Raw genomic sequence first — 17,812 nt, forward strand, 5'->3', positions numbered from 1 at the left:
ACACAAGTTATCGAATCACTACCAGTTCTCGAATTACCCCACCCTAACCCTCCCCTTGCAAAGGGGAGGGAACAAGATTTTCCGGTTTCCCCCCTTTACAAGGGGGGATTAAGGGGGGTAATTAGACTTGTGTGTACACCGTAGCTTTCTTGACGAGAGGCAGAGCCTCTCAGAATACATTCCCAGTCTAAGACTGGGAACGAGGGGACGAGGGGAGACTGGGAAGGAGGTGACACAAGCCTTTGGGCTTTTCTTAGTACCATTCGTTTAAGAGAGTTTTTGCATAAGTCCTAAATAACTTATTGTCGAGTTTCCGTTACTATTGCTTGAAATTTGGATCAAGCTACTCTTCTTGTGGGTGAATCAAGGATGACTTCCGCAACAGAGAAATCGCGTTTAATTTGCAAGCTGTTGAGATAGGCAATTGGGTCATCGGCGTTAAAAGGTGTGCCATCGAACAACTTGATGGGTTGGCGAGTATAGCTGATATCTAAACCTAGTTCTCGTGCAGCAGTGCTAAATACACGCACTTGGCATACCCGTTCCACAACTTCTACCCAATTTCTCGGAAAGGGAGTGTCACCCCAACGCGCTAATTGACTCATAATCCAAATTTGTTCGGTGCGGCTAGGGCGGTTGATAGCAGACTCGGAATAAAACTGGTGATGAGCATAGTCCCGCAATGGATGATCTAAGCTACAGGTGAGACTATCAGGATCTTCGAGTTGGATGTACTCTAAATCGGTGCTGACGTAATCCCGTCCAGCCAAAATTTGCCGAATCTCTGGGGCATTTTCAGGATTTGCACAGTATTGGCAAGCTTCTAGCAAAGCTTTAGTTAAAGCAATGTGGCTATTAGGATAAGTTTCTGCCCATTTTTCTCGCACACCGAGAACTTTACCGGGGTGTCCTAGCCATACTTCTAAATCGGTGGCGATGGTAAAGCCAACACCTTCGACAGCAGCGCGGTAGTTCCAAGGTTCGCCGACACAATAACCATCGATGCTTCCGGCTTTCAAGTCAGCTACCATCTGTGCTGGCGGAATGGTCTTCATGTCAACATCTTCATCGGGGTCAATCCCACCAGCCGCTAGCCAGTAACGCAACAGCAAATTGTGCATGGATGCAGGATGTACTACTCCCATTGTGTGGCGTTGGTCGCGGGTGTGAAGCAGATATCTTTTGAAGTCGGATAATGTTTGCACACCCCGGTCGTAAAAGCGTTTTGCCAAGGTAATAGCGTTACCGTTGCGAGTCATGGTGAGGGCAGTGACAACGGGCAGAGGTTGGTTATTATGTCCTCCTAATGTTAACCACATCGGCATCCCTGAAGGCATTTGGGCTGCATCCAAATAACCGCCAGTCATACCATCGACAATTCCTCGCCAGCTACTTTCTCGCACGAGGTTAACTTCATCTAAACCATGCTTGGTGAAAAAGCCTTTTTCTTTGGCAATGGCTAAAGGGGCGCAGGCGGTAAGGGGTAAAAAACCAATTTCTAAGTTAACTTTTTCTAACCCATGACGAACAATGTCCGCAGTTTTCCTAGCCCGAATTTTCTTAATGCGTTTTTGCTGATTGAGGAAGTAAATCATCTCACTCCGCAAGCTGTAGTAACTGGGATGTTCCACAACTTCCATGCGTTTGCGGGGTCTGGGAATATCCACTTCTAGAATGTCGCCAATTTTGGATTCAGGGCCATTGGTCAACATTACAATTCTGTCAGACAGCAGCACCGCTTCATCTATATCGTGAGTCACCATCACAGCCGTGACTTCATTTTCTTCGCAGATTTGCATGAGTTGTTCTTGCAAATTGCCACGAGTCAAAGCATCTAACGCGCCAAAGGGTTCATCTAACAATAGTAACTTGGGACGAATTGCTAAAGCGCGGGCGATCGCAACTCGCTGCTTTTGTCCACCAGATAGCATTCCCGGCTGTTTGTCAGCATGAGGACGCAAACCCACCATATCTATGTGTTTTTCGATAATAGCTTTGCGATCGCTTGCGGGTAAACCTTTCATTACCGAGTCCACGGCGAGGGCAATATTTTCTCTTACCGTCCGCCAAGGTAATAGCGAATAATTTTGGAAAACCACCATCCTGTCAGGGCCTGGTTTGGTGATTTTTTGTCCTTCTAAGGTAACAATACCCTCAGTAGGCAAATCCAAACCCGCAATCATATTTAATAGAGTGGATTTACCGCAACCAGAGTGACCAATCAGCGAAACAAATTCACCTTTTTTGATTTGGAGATCGATTCCTTTGAGGGCAATATATTTACCACCACCAGTTAATTCAAAAACTTTTTCAATTTGATCAACAGCTACGAACATACTCATTAGTCCTTTGTCATTTGTCGTTTGTTATTTGTCCTTGGTGCGTGGTCATTAGCTCATCTTTTCAAACCTCTCTTTAAACACCATAGTCTTTGAAGATCCCCCCAACCCACGCCAGTCGCTCCACTTGGGGAGACCCCAAGACCGCGCTGGCTCCCCTTAAAAAGAGGGGCTTTTAGAATTTCTTTTCCCCCCTTTTTAAGGGGGGCTAGGGGGGATCTTCGAGTTTGAAAACAGTCCCTAGTCTTAGTTTTTTACAAATGACCAATGACTATTTTTGTTCTGTTGGCAGAATCTTGTTTTGCAGCCAAACCATCATTTTGTCTAGCACCAACCCAACAACACCGATATAAACTAGAGCTAAAATAACTTCGCTGACATTGTTATTTTGATAAGCATCCCAGATAAAAAAGCCGATTCCGACAATACCGGACATGACAATTTCTGCGGCGATAATCGCTAACCAAGCTAAACCGATCGCAATTCTCAACCCGGTAAAAATGTAGGGTAATGCCGCCGGAATCAAAATATTAAGGAAATATTCTTTGCGGCTAAGTTGCAGAACTTTGGCAACGTTGTTGTAATCTTGAGGAATTTGGGTAACGCCGACAGCAGTGTTAATTAAGATAGGCCAAATGGCGGTGATGAAAATTACGAACAGGGCGGCTGGTTCGTTTTGTCGTAAAGCTGCTAAAGAAATTGGTACCCAAGCTAGAGGTGGTATAGTTCGCAGTAGTTGAAAGATTGGGTCTAAAGCTTTGGACATTGTTTGATTAACCCCAATCAAAATGCCTAAGCCAATACCAACGATCGCAGCTAGGGTATAACTGATGGCGACTCGTTGCAGGCTAGCGAGAATCTGCCAAAATAGACCTTTATCAATGCCACCTCGGTCATAAAATGGCCAGAAAATCAAAACCCAAGTGTCTTGGATAACCTGTATTGGCCCTGGTAATGTGGCACCGGGAGTCCAAGCGAAGAGTTGCCAGAGAACCAGAAAGATTGCGATTGCGATCGTTGGAGGTATTAGCTCAGGAAATTGCTTTTGCAGACTGGATATAAAGCTATTACTAAATCTAGGACTTGCAGAGCGCTTTTGGGCTATTGTCATGATCCTGTATTCTCCTCAAATTTTATTTGTTATTGGTCATTTGCAAATGATCGATATCTCTTGGCTCTTGTACAGACGCGATTAATCGCGTCTCTACTTTTTGATTTTCAAACTCTTCAAATATTCTTCTGGATTTTCGGGGTCAAATTTGATGCCATCAAAAAACTCTTCTACACCACGGGATGTATTTGTGGGAATATCAGCAGCAGTAATACCAGCTTCTTTTGCAACTTCTTTCCAAATATCTTCGCGGTTGACTTTGTTAATAAGTTCCCTAGCCTTAGCGGCATTATTGGCAATGTAATCTTTTGGCAAGAATCCCCAGCGAACGTTTTCAACTATGAACCATAAGTCATGACTCTTGTATGGATAAGAAACATTACCTTTTTCATCTTTCCAGTAGTAAGCAGCCATTGATTTATCATCAATTTTGCGACCATCACCCATGTCATATTTGCCTTGATATGAATCTGCCAGAATTTCTGGTGAAGAAAGATTGAAATAATTTCGTCCAGCCAGAATTTGAGCCGCTTCTTTGCGATTATCAAAATTATCTAACCACTGTTGGGCTTCCATAATTCCTTTTAAAATTGCTTTGGTAGCCTTGGGATTTTTATCAACCCAATCGCCTCTGATGGCGAGGTATTCTTCAGGATGATTCTTCCAAATTTCTGCGGTTAATGCTGCTACATAGCCAATTTTGTCTTGCACAAGGCGATAAGGCCAAGGGTCGCCCGTACTAAAGGCATCCATTGTTCCTGTTTTCATGTTGGCCACAGTTTGAGCCGCCGGTACTGTGAGCAATTTGACATCTGCATCTGGATCTATGCCACCTGCTGCTAACCAGTAACGAATCCACAAATCTTGGTTGACGTGGGGAAAGGTAAATGCAGCTGTGAAGGGTGTTGAAGATTTTAATTCGTTGAATAGGGACTTAGCGCCAGCGAGTTGTAAACTAATACCTTTGCCTTGGTGCTTATTTGCGATCGCAATTCCATTTCCATGTGTAATTAATTGCGCCAAAACATACATGGGAATTTTTTGATTGCCCTTAGTAATTAAACCTTCTGTAATTAAATGGGGCATAGGCATCTGCCATTGACCGCCATCAATACCACCACCCGCAGAACCAATTTCTACATTGTCCCTTGCTGCACCCCAAGAGGCTTGTTTAGAAAGGTCAACCTTAGTCATGCCGTACTTAGCAAAAAAGCCTTTTTCTTTAGCAATAATCAAGGGAGCAGCTTCCACAATGGGGATATATCCCAGCTTGATTGTAGGAGTTTCTGGTGCTTGTTCTGGGCTAATGTTAGCAACAGGCTGAACAATTGGTTGTGCTTGAGTACTACCACCAGTAAGGTTCTCAGGAGGATTACCCAAACAGCCTTTAAGTAACACAGCACCACTAGACGCTCCGGCTGTTAAAATAAATTTACGGCGGGAAAATTGATTTAAAATTCCTGTCATAATATCCCCTTAAAACGTAGTATTTACTTTTTATAGCTATGACATTTAAGGCAAGAAAAATCTAGTATTTCTTGCACTATTAATGAGTAATCAAGCTATAGTTCGTGACGTGATTTTAGCCATTTGACCAATGACTACTTTAACCACCTATTAGCAAAAGCTTACAAAAAGTTATCGTTTGTAAACTGGTGTGACGCAAAGCATTATTTATTTGTTTAAATCAGTTTACAGGCTTTCAAGCCAAATTGGTTCATCTTTAACCGATAATTATTAAATAAATATTAGATTGAATGTATAAGTAAAACTTTATCTATTTTCCTTAATTCTACTAATAAGTTTTAATTTATATACTTTCCTCTATGAGGACTATTATATTAAGACTATGATTGGGTAATAAGTTTTAATCTATATACTTTCCTCTATGAGGACTATTATATTAAGACTATGATTTGGTAATAAGTTTTAATCTATATATTTCTCTTTTTTGAAGTTTACATAAATGTCAAAGTTATAATTTTTAGCTTTTGATAGATTTAAGATAAGCGTTGGTACACTTCGTAGCAGATTATAGAGCAACACAGTTCAGATAAGACCAAAAAATTTGTAGAGACGGCGATTTATCGCGTCTCAAAAACCCAAAATTTTGTACCAGTAGCCCTTAGGGGTATTCTGACTCCTAAATTATGGCTTCTGACTCCTTTTCATTGGAGTAGCTGATTATTGTTTTTTTTAAGTCTTCCATATTTACTATTGTGTATAACAATTTCGCCCTTCTTATTAATCTTCACTGGACTCTTCGGAAAAGCTTGATTATTCAAATAGCGCATAAGTTTCACAGTCCGAAAACGTTGATCGATTTGAGGGATTCCCTGCCTATCCATGCGAACAGGGATAATTTTACTTGATACTAAATCTCCTACTGAGTTGAGTTTGACTTCTAAAATCATTGAATCACCAGTTTCGGCATTTGTAGATAAAGTCCGGTATCCCAGAAAATTCCCTAAAGAATAAGCGATGATTTTTCCTTTATAAATTTCCATCGCTCTCGGAACATGAGGCCCGTGTCCCAGTATTAAATCTGCTCCTGCATCAATCATTTTTCGGGCAAACTTGATCGAATTACCTCGGTTTTCTCCATAAAAAAACTCTGTTTTATTCTTAATATGTAGCGCCCCCGTTCCTTCGGCTCCAGCGTGCATTGATACTATTACAATATTGGCTTTATTTTTGGCTTCTGTTATGAGTGCTTTGGCTGCTCCTAAGTTATGAATTGAATTATACATTTCGTAAGGAGAAAACCCGACCATTGCCACGGGGATATTGTTAGCTTCCAAATAGAGAATTTGATTTTTATGACCTAATGTGGAAATGCCCACAGCCTCAAGATTTTTCATTGTATCTTTGAATCCCACCGGGCCAAAATCCATTGCATGGTTATTCGCCATGTTGAATACATTAAAACCAGCCTCAGCAAATAACTGGGCATACGCAGGTGGAGAGCGAAAAGCAAAGACTTGTCCTCGACTAATATCTTTGGCAGTATAGGGATAATTAGTTAAGCTACTTTCAAAGTTACCAAATAAGATATCAGATCCTTGCAAGTGAATTCTCACTGACTTTGGTAATAATTGATCTCGAAAGCGGGGTAATCTGTGGTTAGGGAAATTAGTGCCGGGAATAATATCTCCAACGGCTTTGATAGTAATAGTATTTGGAAAGGTTTGTTGTTCGATTATTGATGGCGTGGCTTCAGGAATGGCTAATGGAAATCCCACTGGTTCGGTGGGTGTAGTAGCAGCATTTAATCGCTGTGATTGCCCAAGCCGAATCACGACTCCTATACTAATACCAAGATATAAACAGATGCTGATCAAACTAAATGAGAGTACTCTTCCCATACTACGATTTGCCATCGTTCACTCCTCACACGATGGCATTAGTTTATCCTAAAAATCCGTGTTGGCAATGTATATTTTAGTATGTCATATCATATCTATGAGTAGAGGTGTACATCTGTACGCCTCTACTTGCAAAGCTGCGATCGCATGATTATGTTTTTCAGCAATGTTTTTGAAACGGAGAGGGGGGGATTTGAACCCCCGTTGGGTTTCCCCAAAACGCATTTCGAGTGCGTCACCATCAACCACTCGGACACCTCTCCAGTTATTTATTCACACATTTAGATATCTATTTTAGATTCTAATGTTGTGAATTTAGGAAAATTTAATTATATCCCCATGAAATTATAGCATTCCTCTCAATCAGGCGATCGCTCTACCCTAAATCCTAAATTTTTGCTTTAGTTCGGGAATTGCTTGCATAGATGACAATCCCTAAGACTGGTAACGATTAAAGGTGTTGCAGCTACGCCCGTCCTGATATCGCTCTTCTAAATGCCAAGGTATTATGTACTCGAACACCGTGCAGCATAAAGTCTGAGGTTTGGCATGAAAGTAGCAGTCTTCAGTACAAAAGCCTATGATCGGCAGTTTTTAGAAGCTGCAAATTCTGTCTCAACGGAGGGAAGCTCCGCACACCAGTATCCTCACGAGTTAGTGTTTTTTGAACCCCGTTTAAATCGGGATACCGCTATCCTAGCCGCCGGATTTCCGGCAGTTTGCGTATTTGTCCATGACCAAGTTGATGCTCCAACTTTAGAGCTTCTCGCCTCACGGGGAACTCGTTTAGTTGTCCTTCGCTGTGCAGGGTTTAACAATGTAGACTTACAAGCCGCAGCAGACTTGGGCATTACTGTTGTGCGTGTTCCCGCCTATTCCCCCTATGGAGTAGCAGAACATGCCGTGGGATTGATTTTGTGCCTGAATCGCAAAATTCATCGTGCCCATAACCGTGTTCGGGAAGGTAATTTTTCCATAGATGGACTGTTGGGATTTAATTTGCATGAGCGCACAGTGGGGATTGTCGGCACCGGCAAAATCGGTTTGATTTTAGGACAGATTATGAAGGGGTTTGGTTGTCACATACTCGCCTATGACGTTTATCGCAATCCAGAATTGGAGACGCTGGGTGGCAAATATGTGGAATTGCCTGAGCTATTTGCTAAATCCGATATTATCTCCCTGCATTGTCCTTTGACTCCAGAAACGCATCACTTGATCAATGCTGAGGCGATAAAACAAATCAAGTCAGGTGTAATGTTAATTAACACTAGCCGAGGAGCGCTGATTGATACCCAAGCGGTGATTGAGGGATTGAAGTCAGGAAAAATCGGCTATTTGGGTGTGGATGTCTACGAACAAGAATCGGAATTGTTTTTTGAAGATTTGTCTGGTGAAATCATTCAAGATGATATTTTCCAGCGCTTGACAACGTTCCCCAACGTACTTATTACTGGACACCAAGCCTTTTTTACGGCAGAGGCTCTCCACAATATTGCAGAGACAACTTTTGCTAATATTGCTGATGTTGAACAAGGTCGTTCTTGTCCAAATGAAATTCGCGCTCAACCAGAAACTGGTGCTAAGGTGCTGGTTAGATAGAAAAAGGGCGTTGCTGAATATAGAGATGAATGTCTCACGCAAAGGCAAGGCAGCGCGTTGCGGGGGTTCCCCCCGTTGTAGCGACTGCCGCGCAAAGACGCAAAGGAAAATCCATAGCATTAATTGTATTTCAATTCAGCAACGCTCGAAAAAGTGTGAATTAGCAAAAATGCGTAGGCGTAGCCCGTCGTAGACATCGCACACAAAAATCCGATTTGAGTCTTGGACACCTGACAAAATTTGGTATACTACTCATGCTCAAACGCAAAAGCAGCCGTAAATTTCTCTCAGTGGCTATGCTTGTGCTTGTTATATGCTTTACCCTAGTAAGCGTGCATTTATTTGGGCAAACAAATATGACATCAGCACCTCAATTACTGACCGACCCATTTTTGCAACTGCCAACTGAAACCTCAGTGCGAGTAGTTTGGTTTACCGAGTTTGCTGGTGTTAATCACACAGTTACCTACGGGGAAAATCTCAAACAAACTGCTAAGGCAAATACTACCAAACTCAGTCGCACTCGTGAAGACCAGGAATCAAAAGTTGCAAATCAGACCAAAGACGGCGAAGTTTATCAAAAACCCGTCCAGCGTGATATTTGGCGACATGAAGCTGAGGTGACTGGGTTAACTCCTGGTGTGCGGGTAAACTATCGGATTATGAGTGTGCGAGAAGATGACGAGAGTGTTAGGAGTGATGTTTTTAGCCTCGCAGCTACCCCAAAATCAGGTACACCACTAAAAATTTTGCTTACCTCAGATCATCAACTAAAACCGATGACAGCAGCAAATCTGCAAAAGGTGGTAGAGACAATCGGACGAGTGGATGGAGTGTGGTTTGCTGGTGATTTGGTCAATGTCAGCGATCGCGCCTCAGAATGGTTTGATGATAATCAAGGTGGTGCATTGTTTCCCGGTTTACAAGGTCGTGCTAAATATGAAATGACGCACAACGATGTTAAGACGACTTACATCGGTGGACAAATAATTCAACATGCACCCATGTTTACTTGCATTGGCAATCATGAGGTAATGGGACGATTTGCTAGGGTGGGAAGTTTAAACGGTGAATTTGATGATCCGATTCCCCGTGCAGTTGCTCAAAAATTATCCTCAGACAAATCTTTAATAGATAATTCTTTTAATACTAATACCTACGAAGAAATTTTCACTCTCCCAAATAGTAAAGAGGGTGGAAAAAAATATTATGCAGTTAGCTTTGGTGATGCGCGTCTGGTGGTACTGTACATTACGAATATGTGGCGGACTCCCAGCTTTAATGAAAAGTATAAGGGTAGATATCAGGAAGCAGAAAAGGATTTAAATAATCCTGAAAATTGGGGTTATGGACAGGTTATTTATGAGCCAATTGCTAAAGGTAGCAAGCAGTACAATTGGCTAGAGGCGGAACTCAATAGCCCTGAGTTTAAACAAGCAAAATACAAAGTTGTGATGTTTCATCATCCGCCCCATACGTTGGGTGATAACATAGTTCCTGCTTATACAGAGCCAACACAGATAATTGAACGAGATAGCGACAATAATATCAAAGCAGTGCGTTACGAGTACCCTAAAGACGCAGATTATATCATCCGCGATGTTGTTCCTTTACTAGAAGCGGCTGATGTGCAATTGGTATTCTATGGACATTCCCATTTGTGGAACCGCTTTGTTAGTTCCAGTGGAATGCACTTTCTGGAAACATCTAATGTCGGCAATACTTACGGTGCTGCTTGGGGGGACAGAAAGCGAGAAGTGCCAATTGGGTATCAAGAGGATTATGTTAAACTTGGCGATCCTAATGGTTTAGAACCGATGCTGCCGACAATTTCCCCCTTGCTGGGCGAAGATGGTAAGCCGATGCCTTATATTGCGAGTAATGATATTACGGTTTTCAGCATTTTTGATATGGGGACGGGTATGATAAGTAGCTATCGCTTTGATACCCGCAAGCCTGATTCTGAGGTATTGAAGTTTGATGAGTTTAAGTTGAAATTGTAGGGATGTACAGCTGTTACTGGTGTTAATTTAAGCTCAGGGCTACTTTTTGACTACATTCTGTCTCTTAATTTCTAAAACAGCGTGATGTTTGTAGCTAAAGTTGCGATGTTAGTTACTAAAGTCGCGATGTTGGTCACAAAAATCACGGGCGTTGCATATTTACGGGATGATTTATCTCACGCAGAGGCGCAGAGACGCAGAGAGGATAAGGAATTTTAGATTTCAATACATAAAAAAATTTCATCCCATTGATTTAGCAACGCCAAATCGCGATTAGGATTCTTATAGACTAGCGATCGCTTCAGCAACTAAATTAGAAACAAAGGGTAAAATAGCCTTACTCTTAGCTTGGGCTTTACCTTCTGTAAATACTACTAAAAGGTAGGGGCGCTGATTTGGTAATTCAATATATGCGGCATCATGGCGAACTTGACTTGTCCAACCTGCCTTTGACCAAATTTGAGCATTTTGAGCCAGTCCACCGCCTAAAAAACCCGTCACCTGGTCTTCTTCGCCGTCAGTGGGCAAATTTTTGAGAGTCCGTTTTAGTAAAGCCATCATTGCTTGCGATCGCCCACTTGAAACTGCCACCCCACCTACAATACTATGCAGTAACCTGGCGATCGCGTTTGTTGTCAACATATTACGATTTTCCAGTAACTCTCCCACAAACGCCCGTTCTCGTCCATAAGGGCCATCACCCCAAGTTTTTTGACAAATGTTAATTGTCTCCATTTCTTCCCAACCCAAAGATTGGTAATAGCGGTTAACAATATCACGCTGATATTTCCAAGTTTCAAAGGGGCCAATTGGTAACTCTGGCCCTGAGGTAGTACCACTCAGACTATCCACAACCAAGCTAGTAGCATCATTACTAGAATCTACAATCATATCCCGCAAGGCTCGCTCCAACTCCTTGGAAGGCTGCTGGATCATCCCTTTTTCTAACCATTCGTTTACCGCCACCAAGTAAAATAGCTTGACTACACTTGCGGGATAAATCCGCTCAACACCGCGATAAGTAAAACCACGAACTGGGTGCTCCCAAAAAGCATTGGGAGTCAGCGCCCCACCAGTATTTACTAGCACTGGTGGATCGTAAATAACCCAAGTCAGGGCAATTTGATTACGGGCTAAGGTTGGAAATGCTGCCCAAGTTGCATCTAAAATGCCATTACCAAGATTTTCGAGTTGTTCGTCTTTATTAAAAAAAATCATTCTCTAAATAATGTCCTTTAATCTAAAATCCAAAATCCAAAATCCAAAATCAGGGGAGTATCAGTGTTTAGCTGACCTAAATTTACATGATTCTCCTGAATGTACAGGCTTGGCAACTCAAGCCGCATCTGGGCGACATTTGTGGGTAACATCAAATCATCAAAATTCAGCAGTTGAGGTCTATCTGTGTGAAGATGACTATCCAGGATGGATATCCCTCTCAGATTTTGATTCATTACAATCTGCTACTGTACATTATCAGGCTGCAACATTTTCTGAATCTGAGATTAAAAAACTGCTAGCAGAGGTGATCGCTTTTACCCAAAAAGCGATGCAACAATCAAATTATTACCTCTGGGGCGGTACAGTTGAGCCGAATTACGACTGTTCTGGGTTAATGCAGGCGGCCTTTGCCTCGGTGGGTATTTGGTTACCTAGAGATGCCTATCAACAAGAAGGATTCACTCAACCAATTACGATTGCAGAATTAGCCGCCGGGGATCTGGTATTTTTTGGAACTAACCAAAAAGCAACCCATGTCGGACTTTATTTGGCAGATGGTTATTACATCCATAGTTCTGGGAAAGATCAGGGACGGGATGGTATTGGGATTGATATTCTCTCGGAACAGGGAGATGCAGTTAGTCAGTCCTACTATCAGCAGGTGCGAGGTGCTGGTAGAGTTTTTAAGAGTTACGAACCACAGAGACGCACAGGACGCACAGGTATATGAGGAGTGGGTTGATTTCCGAAAGGACTAGTGAGGAAAATGGGGCGATTTCAGCAATGATCCCAGATGTTTCGGTGGTGGTGCCGATACATAATGAGGTGGAAAGTTTGCCGCTTTTACTAGAAGCGATCGCATCTACTTTATCCTCTAGTCAGATAAATTATGAAATCATTTGTGTGGACGACGGTTCTACAGATGGTTCCGGGGAATTTCTCAAAGAACAGGCGCAAATCCGCACAGATTTAAAAGCGGTGATTTTGCGTCGCAACTATGGTCAAACTGCGGCTATGGCTGCTGGATTTTATTATGCAATAGGTAAAGTAATCATCACTTTAGATGCTGACCTCCAAAATGATCCGGCTGATATTCCGATGTTATTAGCAAAGCTAGACGAGGGTTACGATTTGGTGAGTGGTTGGCGGCAAAAACGCCAAGATGGTGCTGTGAATCGGTTACTTCCTTCCAAAATTGCCAATTGGCTAATTCGCCGTACCACTAGCGTAAATATTCATGACTATGGCTGTTCGCTGAAAGCCTATCGTGCAGAACTGTTGGCAGATATGAATCTCTACGGAGAACTACACCGATTTTTACCTGCTTTGGCGTACATCGAAGGAGCTAGAATTACCGAAATGCCCGTGCGTCATCACGCCCGTCGATTTGGTCATAGTAAGTATGGGATATGGCGGACATTCCGGGTATTGATGGATTTGTTAACTATTTTGTTTATGAAAAAGTTCCTCACCCGCCCGATGCACGTTTTTGGGCTGTTGGGCTTGATTTCAATGGTTTCGGGGACAGCGATCGGAATTTACTTGACTTTTGTCAAATTAGCTTTAGGTGAGATGATTGGCAATCGCCCTTTGCTAATTTTGGCAGTTCTCCTGCTGGTAACTGGAGTGCAGTTGTTTTGCTTCGGTCTTTTGGCAGAATTACTGATGCGTACATACCATGAATCCCAAGGACGGCCTATCTATCGCGTGCGAGAGGTAGTAGCAAAAAATGTTAAGTAAAGTAACAATAGTCATTGTTCATGGGGCATTGGGCATCAACAAATGACTAATGACTAATGACTAATGACAAAAAACTCATTAAGTTGCATCTACTTTGAAAGCATTTAACACCTTTGATGCCCCTCTGCGGCTCAACCTGCTGATTTTATTTACGGCAGGTTTATTATTCTGGTCGAGCGTGGCTTCGCTCTTACCAACCCTACCCCTTTACATTGATAGTGTAGGCGCAAGCAAGCAAGAAATTGGGATTGTCATGGGCAGTTTCGCCATTGGGTTATTGCTATTTCGCCCGATGCTGGGACGGTTAGCGGATAAACGGGGTCGAAAAATTGTCTTGCTAATTGGTGCAATAGTAGCCGCGATCGCACCCTTTGGTTACTTAATAACTCAATCAATTGAATTGTTGATCCTGGTGCGGATTTTTCACGGTATTAGTGTTGCTGCTTTTACCACTGGCTACAGTACGTTAATTGCAGATTTGGCTCCATCGGAAACTCGTGGTGAAATCATTGGTTACATGACCCTGGCAGCCCCCATTGGTTTAGCAATTGGCCCTGCTTTGGGAGGGTATTTAGAAGGTACAACTGGTTACAGGCTGTTATTTCTATTATCTGCTGAATTGGGTTTTGTCGCCCTCTTAGCGATCGTCCAAGTCACCAATCCCCCAGTGCAGACTCAGAAGCAAACTCAGACGAACGATGGCAACTTTTGGCAAACTCTGGCCAGTCCACGAGTCAGAATTCCAACTATAGTCATGTTGCTGGTTGGTTTGTCAGCTGGTGCTGTGCATACCTTTGTGTCGTTATTCATCAAATCAACTGAAGTGGACTTGAATGGGGGACTGTTTTTTACAGCTGCGGCAATTTCTAGTTTTAGTATCAGGGTATTTGCTGGTAAAGCAAGCGATCGCTTAGGTCGGGGTTTATTTATTACCATTGGTATAGTAGGTTACATATTAGCTTTGATACTGCTGTGGCAAGCTAACAGTGCGATCGCTTTCTTAGTTGCAGCGATTTTTGAAGGTGCTGGTGGTGGTACAGTAATATCTATGATTACCACCATGATGGCAGATCGCTCACTGCCACAGGAACGGGGGCAGATTTTTGCTATGTGCGTAGCTGGATTTGACCTTGGTATTGCGATCGCCGCTCCTATTCTGGGTTTTATCGCAGAACTTGTAGGCTACCGAAATATGTTTGGCTATGGTGCTGTAATCACTTCTCTAGCATTTGTCATCTTCCTCACCCAGTCGAGCAAAGACCTACCCAATTCCCTGCGCTTTGCACTAGGTCGCGCTCCAGATGCCTATGCCTTGAAAAGTTAAGAGTCAGGAGTTTTAATTCCTGACTCTTAACTTCTAACTTTCAAAAACGGGCGAGGAGGGATTCGAACCCCCGACACCGTGGTCCGTAGCCACGTGCTCTAGTCCACTGAGCTACACACCCTTGTCAAGAAACTATATTAACACGTTCTTACTAAATGACGCAAGAGAATTTTCCATCTAATTTTGCCAACTTAACCCATTTGGATCGTCAGGGACAGGCACAGATGGTGGATGTGTCTGCCAAAGCACCAACCATTCGCCAAGCAGTAGCCGCAGCTAAAGTGCGAATGCTACCAGCCACCTTTGCTGCCATTCAAGCCGGAAATGTCCCAAAAGGAGATGTGTTAGCAACTGCAAGATTAGCTGGGATTATGGCAGCCAAGCAAACAGCTACTTTAATTCCTCTGTGTCATCCGTTGCCTTTGCAAAAAATCACAGTTGAGATTATACCTGATCCGCAACTACCTGGTTATCAAATTCAAGCCACAGTTAAAACCAAAGCTGAAACTGGTGTAGAAATGGAAGCTTTAACCGCCGTTTCCGTTGCAGCCTTGACTTTATACGACATGGCAAAAGCCTTAGAAAAGTCGATTCAAATTGAATCGATTCGTTTAATAAGTAAGAGTGGCGGGAAATCAGGAGATTATTCCCTGCTAGAGCAATAAGGTGAACTATCTCACCAGTTAAGTCATCGAAGAGGAAAAGGGGCAGGGGGAAACCCCCTAAATTTCTTTATGGGGTTGAAACAAGGAGGCATTATTTCTCTCTACGAGACACCAAAGGCGAACGTGCTACGTACGCATCTCAAAATAAATATTTTTGCTTTTGGGCATAAATAAATTTATTGGCTCTGAAACCATGAGTGCAGGGGAAATGAGCGTATCTTTCCCCCCGGCTCCCTGCAAGAACTGCTCCCCTGCCTCTTATTCACGGTAAGTTGTCAGGGTCAATGCCGAGACTACGTAAATATGCTGCCAACTGTTCGGCGCGTAGGCGTTCTTGCTCTGCACGTAGGCGTTCTTGTTCTAATAAGAACTCAGCCTGTTCTGCCCGTTGATTAAGTTCGAGTGAGTTTAAAAATTTTCGTCCATCTAAACGGTAAATTACTAACTCACCCTCCCCAGTCTCAAATCTAATTCCCAAGCGGGGGCTGACCCAGCCATCCATTTGCCATAGTTTATTCAAATGGTTATTTTGCCGCAACCAACCATCTAGTTGAAAACTTTCAGGGTCGTATAAATAGTATTCTTCAACACCATAGGTATCGTAAAACTCCAACTTACGATCCATTTCCTTGGCATCGTTACTAGGAGAGAGAATCTCAAAGACTATTTGCGGTGAAATATTGTCTTCTTGCCACTGACGATAGGAACGACGTTTGCCCTTTGGTCTACCGAAGACAACCATCACATCAGGTGCGGTCGGTGTAATTAGCTGGGAACGGACGGGATACCAGAGCAAATCTCCCACAATTAACATATTGTCATCATTAGCAAACAGAATCTCCAAATTCTCTTTAATCAAGACAATCCAACGATACTGCTCTGTGTTTTCTGCCATTGGTTTGCCGTCACTATCAGGATAAAGCAGGTCGGAGTCTATTTGCCCAAAGATAGTCATAGGATTTAACCCAGCCGAGCTTGACTTTTAATTTGATTATGACTGGTTCCAGTAGTCTAATAGCAACCGCAGCCCCAAAAACCTTAGAATGAGTAGGGTGTATTTAAATCTGTAACAAATATTTATGCCTCCTCGTTGGCCTCGCGAACCCGATCGCAAAGACCCTGATTACCGTAAGATCGATGACCGGATGAACTTTGCTGTGCATGTGGCGATCGCTGCTACTATTAACTCTAGTTTATGGTTTTTCCACATCTTGAAAGGCACTACCTGGGAGTGGCTGCCTTGGCTGACTATAAGTTGGATAGTAATATTGTTGGTGCATCTGATTTATATTACTGCGATCGCTAACTACACTGAAACTCCACCCAGATCCACCTGAAGACAGACTGCTGATGCTGGGGCGATTGTAACCTGTGGTAGTAGAATCAGCCTGTTAATTGAGCAATAATGTAAAAAAGTTTGAGATTTCTCGCTCTTTCTGAATGTAGCGTTATTTTTATGGCTAAAGCTAACACCACAGAACTACTGGAAGCCCTAGCAGCTGAAATTGGCGAAAATGTCTACATAGACATTGCCAAATGGCATCTTTATCTATCTAATGCCAAACTGCATACCCTCGTTGCTGAACAATTATATCCCTTAATTACTTCCAACACCGTAAATCAAGACCAAGTTACAAAAGTCTTGAAATCAATTCCAATAAAAATTGGCGGCGGTAGAAGTGAACTTCCTTTAATCGATTTACTACCACTGCAATGCCAGCTTAACTTAGTAGATATTTTAGAAAAATATCAACGCGAAATCTAATCGCTAAAACTAAGATTATTTGAATTAGACAATTTTCCCGGTCAGCATTCCCTTACTCAATTTTAGATTCGAGATGCTGAATCATTTTTATAAAAATAAAAACCACAGATACACATAGATTAATCTTGAGCAACTTATGTGTGAATATCTGGTAAAAATTTCCTTTAACAATTAAGGAATCTCGACCTTCTAAATCGGTTGGGATGTGAGCGGGTTTATCTTGAAACTCGCTCTCGATTTTCATGCAAACTTATTGAGGCAATTTCTATGCTTTTACAAGTCAAAGATACTGGCGAATTGGTAAAAATTCTTGAAATTCAGGAATTACTCGACCCGAATTCTGGTGTAGTCCACGCACAAGACCAAGAAGGTCAAGAAGAACAGCAGCCTGATTCTTTTAAAAAAGAAAATCTCGTTTTTCCTTCTGGTGAAGATTTACCACGTTGTTGGTTAGATGCCGACTATAGAAATGGCAAAGGCTAGCACGGCAGATTCAACCGAACCAAAACCAATTGAACAAATTTGTTCAACTTGATGATATTCGTAGTTGATAATGCGATTGCGATGCTTACCTTTCACACCCCTTGCAAAAAGCACTTTTGCAAGGGGTTTAGTACATTGGTGCAGAAGGTAGAGTGATTCTGACCAAGAGGCAGGGGAGCAGGGGGCAGGGGAGC

15 protein-coding genes, 2 tRNA genes and 1 pseudogene are annotated in these 17,812 nt (G+C 42.6%); 9 read left to right on the top strand and 9 right to left on the bottom strand.

Features of this window, described 5'->3' with window-relative positions; all coding sequences use genetic code 11:
* Positions 1 to 338 precede the first annotated feature (338 nt).
* The 5 genes from F8S12_RS16425 to F8S12_RS16445 all read right to left on the bottom strand — a co-directional run bounded on the left by F8S12_RS16425 (position 339) and on the right by F8S12_RS16445 (position 7,078).
* Positions 339 to 2,342: an ABC transporter ATP-binding/substrate-binding protein gene (locus F8S12_RS16425; RefSeq protein ID WP_196517217.1), complete on the bottom strand. Its 2,004-nt coding sequence runs from the start codon at positions 2,340 to 2,342 to the stop codon at positions 339 to 341.
* A gap of 268 nt (positions 2,343 to 2,610) precedes the next feature.
* Entirely contained in the window at positions 2,611 to 3,450 is an 840-nt protein-coding gene (gene ntrB / locus F8S12_RS16430; protein ID WP_196517218.1) for a nitrate ABC transporter permease, read from the bottom strand.
* Positions 3,451 to 3,543: 93 nt separating this feature from the next.
* Positions 3,544 to 4,917: a CmpA/NrtA family ABC transporter substrate-binding protein gene (locus F8S12_RS16435; protein ID WP_196517219.1), complete on the bottom strand. Its 1,374-nt coding sequence runs from the start codon at positions 4,915 to 4,917 to the stop codon at positions 3,544 to 3,546.
* A 701-nt stretch (positions 4,918 to 5,618) separates the two neighbouring features.
* Entirely contained in the window at positions 5,619 to 6,830 is a 1,212-nt protein-coding gene (locus F8S12_RS16440) for a CapA family protein (RefSeq protein ID WP_196517220.1), read from the bottom strand.
* A 163-nt stretch (positions 6,831 to 6,993) separates the two neighbouring features.
* Positions 6,994 to 7,078: transfer RNA gene (locus F8S12_RS16445), tRNA-Ser, on the bottom strand.
* A 286-nt stretch (positions 7,079 to 7,364) separates the two neighbouring features.
* On the opposite strand from F8S12_RS16445, the gene F8S12_RS16450 reads away from it, so the two are divergent.
* Together F8S12_RS16450 and F8S12_RS16455 are read left to right on the top strand one after the other, a co-directional pair.
* Complete coding sequence (locus F8S12_RS16450; protein WP_196517221.1) at positions 7,365 to 8,417, top strand: 2-hydroxyacid dehydrogenase; 1,053 nt, start codon at positions 7,365 to 7,367, stop codon at positions 8,415 to 8,417.
* A 356-nt stretch (positions 8,418 to 8,773) separates the two neighbouring features.
* Positions 8,774 to 10,420: a purple acid phosphatase family protein gene (locus F8S12_RS16455; protein WP_230968058.1), complete on the top strand. Its 1,647-nt coding sequence runs from the start codon at positions 8,774 to 8,776 to the stop codon at positions 10,418 to 10,420.
* Between the two features lie 282 nt (positions 10,421 to 10,702).
* Here the strand turns inward: F8S12_RS16455 and F8S12_RS16460 are convergent, their stop codons facing one another.
* On the bottom strand, positions 10,703 to 11,638 hold the full coding sequence (locus F8S12_RS16460; protein WP_196517223.1) for a serine hydrolase: 936 nt from the start codon (positions 11,636 to 11,638) through the stop codon (positions 10,703 to 10,705).
* A 10-nt stretch (positions 11,639 to 11,648) separates the two neighbouring features.
* Here F8S12_RS16460 and F8S12_RS16465 point away from each other — a divergent pair, with 10 nt between their 5' ends.
* From F8S12_RS16465 to F8S12_RS16475, 3 genes are all read left to right on the top strand, one after another.
* Entirely contained in the window at positions 11,649 to 12,371 is a 723-nt protein-coding gene (locus tag F8S12_RS16465) for a C40 family peptidase (protein WP_196517224.1), read from the top strand.
* Positions 12,368 to 13,381, top strand: coding sequence for a glycosyltransferase family 2 protein (locus tag F8S12_RS16470; protein ID WP_196517225.1), 1,014 nt, complete (start codon positions 12,368 to 12,370; stop codon positions 13,379 to 13,381). Before F8S12_RS16465 ends, F8S12_RS16470 begins: the two co-directional genes overlap by 4 nt.
* A 94-nt stretch (positions 13,382 to 13,475) precedes the next feature.
* Entirely contained in the window at positions 13,476 to 14,705 is a 1,230-nt protein-coding gene (locus tag F8S12_RS16475; RefSeq protein WP_196517226.1) for an MFS transporter, read from the top strand.
* A 47-nt stretch (positions 14,706 to 14,752) separates the two neighbouring features.
* On the opposite strand, the gene F8S12_RS16480 is transcribed toward F8S12_RS16475, so the two are convergent.
* Positions 14,753 to 14,826, bottom strand: a tRNA-Arg gene (locus F8S12_RS16480).
* Between the two features lie 34 nt (positions 14,827 to 14,860).
* Between F8S12_RS16480 and moaC the strand changes: the two genes are divergently transcribed.
* Positions 14,861 to 15,370, top strand: a complete 510-nt coding sequence (gene moaC, locus F8S12_RS16485) for a cyclic pyranopterin monophosphate synthase MoaC (protein ID WP_196517227.1) — start codon at positions 14,861 to 14,863, stop codon at positions 15,368 to 15,370.
* Between the two features lie 262 nt (positions 15,371 to 15,632).
* Here the strand turns inward: moaC and F8S12_RS16490 are convergent, their stop codons facing one another.
* Positions 15,633 to 16,325 carry a Uma2 family endonuclease gene (locus F8S12_RS16490; protein WP_196517228.1) on the bottom strand — a complete coding sequence of 231 codons (693 nt, stop codon included), beginning with the start codon at positions 16,323 to 16,325 and terminating at the stop codon, positions 15,633 to 15,635.
* 124 nt (positions 16,326 to 16,449) lie between these two features.
* Here F8S12_RS16490 and F8S12_RS16495 point away from each other — a divergent pair, with 124 nt between their 5' ends.
* The 3 genes from F8S12_RS16495 to F8S12_RS16505 all read left to right on the top strand — a co-directional run bounded on the left by F8S12_RS16495 (position 16,450) and on the right by F8S12_RS16505 (position 17,618).
* Positions 16,450 to 16,707 carry a hypothetical protein gene (locus F8S12_RS16495; protein ID WP_196517229.1) on the top strand — a complete coding sequence of 86 codons (258 nt, stop codon included), beginning with the start codon at positions 16,450 to 16,452 and terminating at the stop codon, positions 16,705 to 16,707.
* A 119-nt stretch (positions 16,708 to 16,826) separates the two neighbouring features.
* On the top strand, positions 16,827 to 17,135 hold the full coding sequence (locus F8S12_RS16500) for a DUF3181 family protein (protein WP_196517230.1): 309 nt from the start codon (positions 16,827 to 16,829) through the stop codon (positions 17,133 to 17,135).
* Positions 17,136 to 17,402: 267 nt separating this feature from the next.
* Complete coding sequence (locus tag F8S12_RS16505; protein ID WP_196517231.1) at positions 17,403 to 17,618, top strand: acetyltransferase; 216 nt, start codon at positions 17,403 to 17,405, stop codon at positions 17,616 to 17,618.
* Here F8S12_RS16505 and F8S12_RS40650 read toward each other — a convergent pair.
* Positions 17,586 to 17,812: pseudogene (locus F8S12_RS40650) on the bottom strand (hypothetical protein); the annotation flags it as partial. The gene F8S12_RS16505 and the pseudogene F8S12_RS40650 overlap by 33 nt on opposite strands.

Origin of the sequence: Nostoc sp. WHI (assembly GCF_015714725.1) — a bacterium.
GTDB lineage: Bacteria > Cyanobacteriota > Cyanobacteriia > Cyanobacteriales > Nostocaceae > Nostoc.

Excerpts from the sequence above, each read along its gene's own strand:
- F8S12_RS16435 (WP_196517219.1), bottom strand. The coding sequence starts at position 4,917 with ATGACAGGAATTTTAAATCAATTTTCCCGCCGTAAATTTATTTTAACA.
- F8S12_RS16470 (WP_196517225.1), top strand. The coding sequence starts at position 12,368 with ATGAGGAGTGGGTTGATTTCCGAAAGGACTAGTGAGGAAAATGGGGCG.
- F8S12_RS16495 (WP_196517229.1), top strand. The coding sequence starts at position 16,450 with ATGCCTCCTCGTTGGCCTCGCGAACCCGATCGCAAAGACCCTGATTAC.
- F8S12_RS16465 (WP_196517224.1), top strand. The coding sequence starts at position 11,649 with ATGTCCTTTAATCTAAAATCCAAAATCCAAAATCCAAAATCAGGGGAG.
- F8S12_RS16460 (WP_196517223.1), bottom strand. The coding sequence starts at position 11,638 with ATGATTTTTTTTAATAAAGACGAACAACTCGAAAATCTTGGTAATGGC.
- F8S12_RS16455 (WP_230968058.1), top strand. The coding sequence starts at position 8,774 with ATGACATCAGCACCTCAATTACTGACCGACCCATTTTTGCAACTGCCA.
- F8S12_RS16500 (WP_196517230.1), top strand. The coding sequence starts at position 16,827 with ATGGCTAAAGCTAACACCACAGAACTACTGGAAGCCCTAGCAGCTGAA.
- F8S12_RS16425 (WP_196517217.1), bottom strand. The coding sequence starts at position 2,342 with ATGAGTATGTTCGTAGCTGTTGATCAAATTGAAAAAGTTTTTGAATTA.
- F8S12_RS16505 (WP_196517231.1), top strand. The coding sequence starts at position 17,403 with ATGCTTTTACAAGTCAAAGATACTGGCGAATTGGTAAAAATTCTTGAA.
- F8S12_RS16490 (WP_196517228.1), bottom strand. The coding sequence starts at position 16,325 with ATGACTATCTTTGGGCAAATAGACTCCGACCTGCTTTATCCTGATAGT.
- F8S12_RS16440 (WP_196517220.1), bottom strand. The coding sequence starts at position 6,830 with ATGGCAAATCGTAGTATGGGAAGAGTACTCTCATTTAGTTTGATCAGC.
- ntrB (WP_196517218.1), bottom strand. The coding sequence starts at position 3,450 with ATGACAATAGCCCAAAAGCGCTCTGCAAGTCCTAGATTTAGTAATAGC.
- moaC (WP_196517227.1), top strand. The coding sequence starts at position 14,861 with ATGACGCAAGAGAATTTTCCATCTAATTTTGCCAACTTAACCCATTTG.
- F8S12_RS16450 (WP_196517221.1), top strand. The coding sequence starts at position 7,365 with ATGAAAGTAGCAGTCTTCAGTACAAAAGCCTATGATCGGCAGTTTTTA.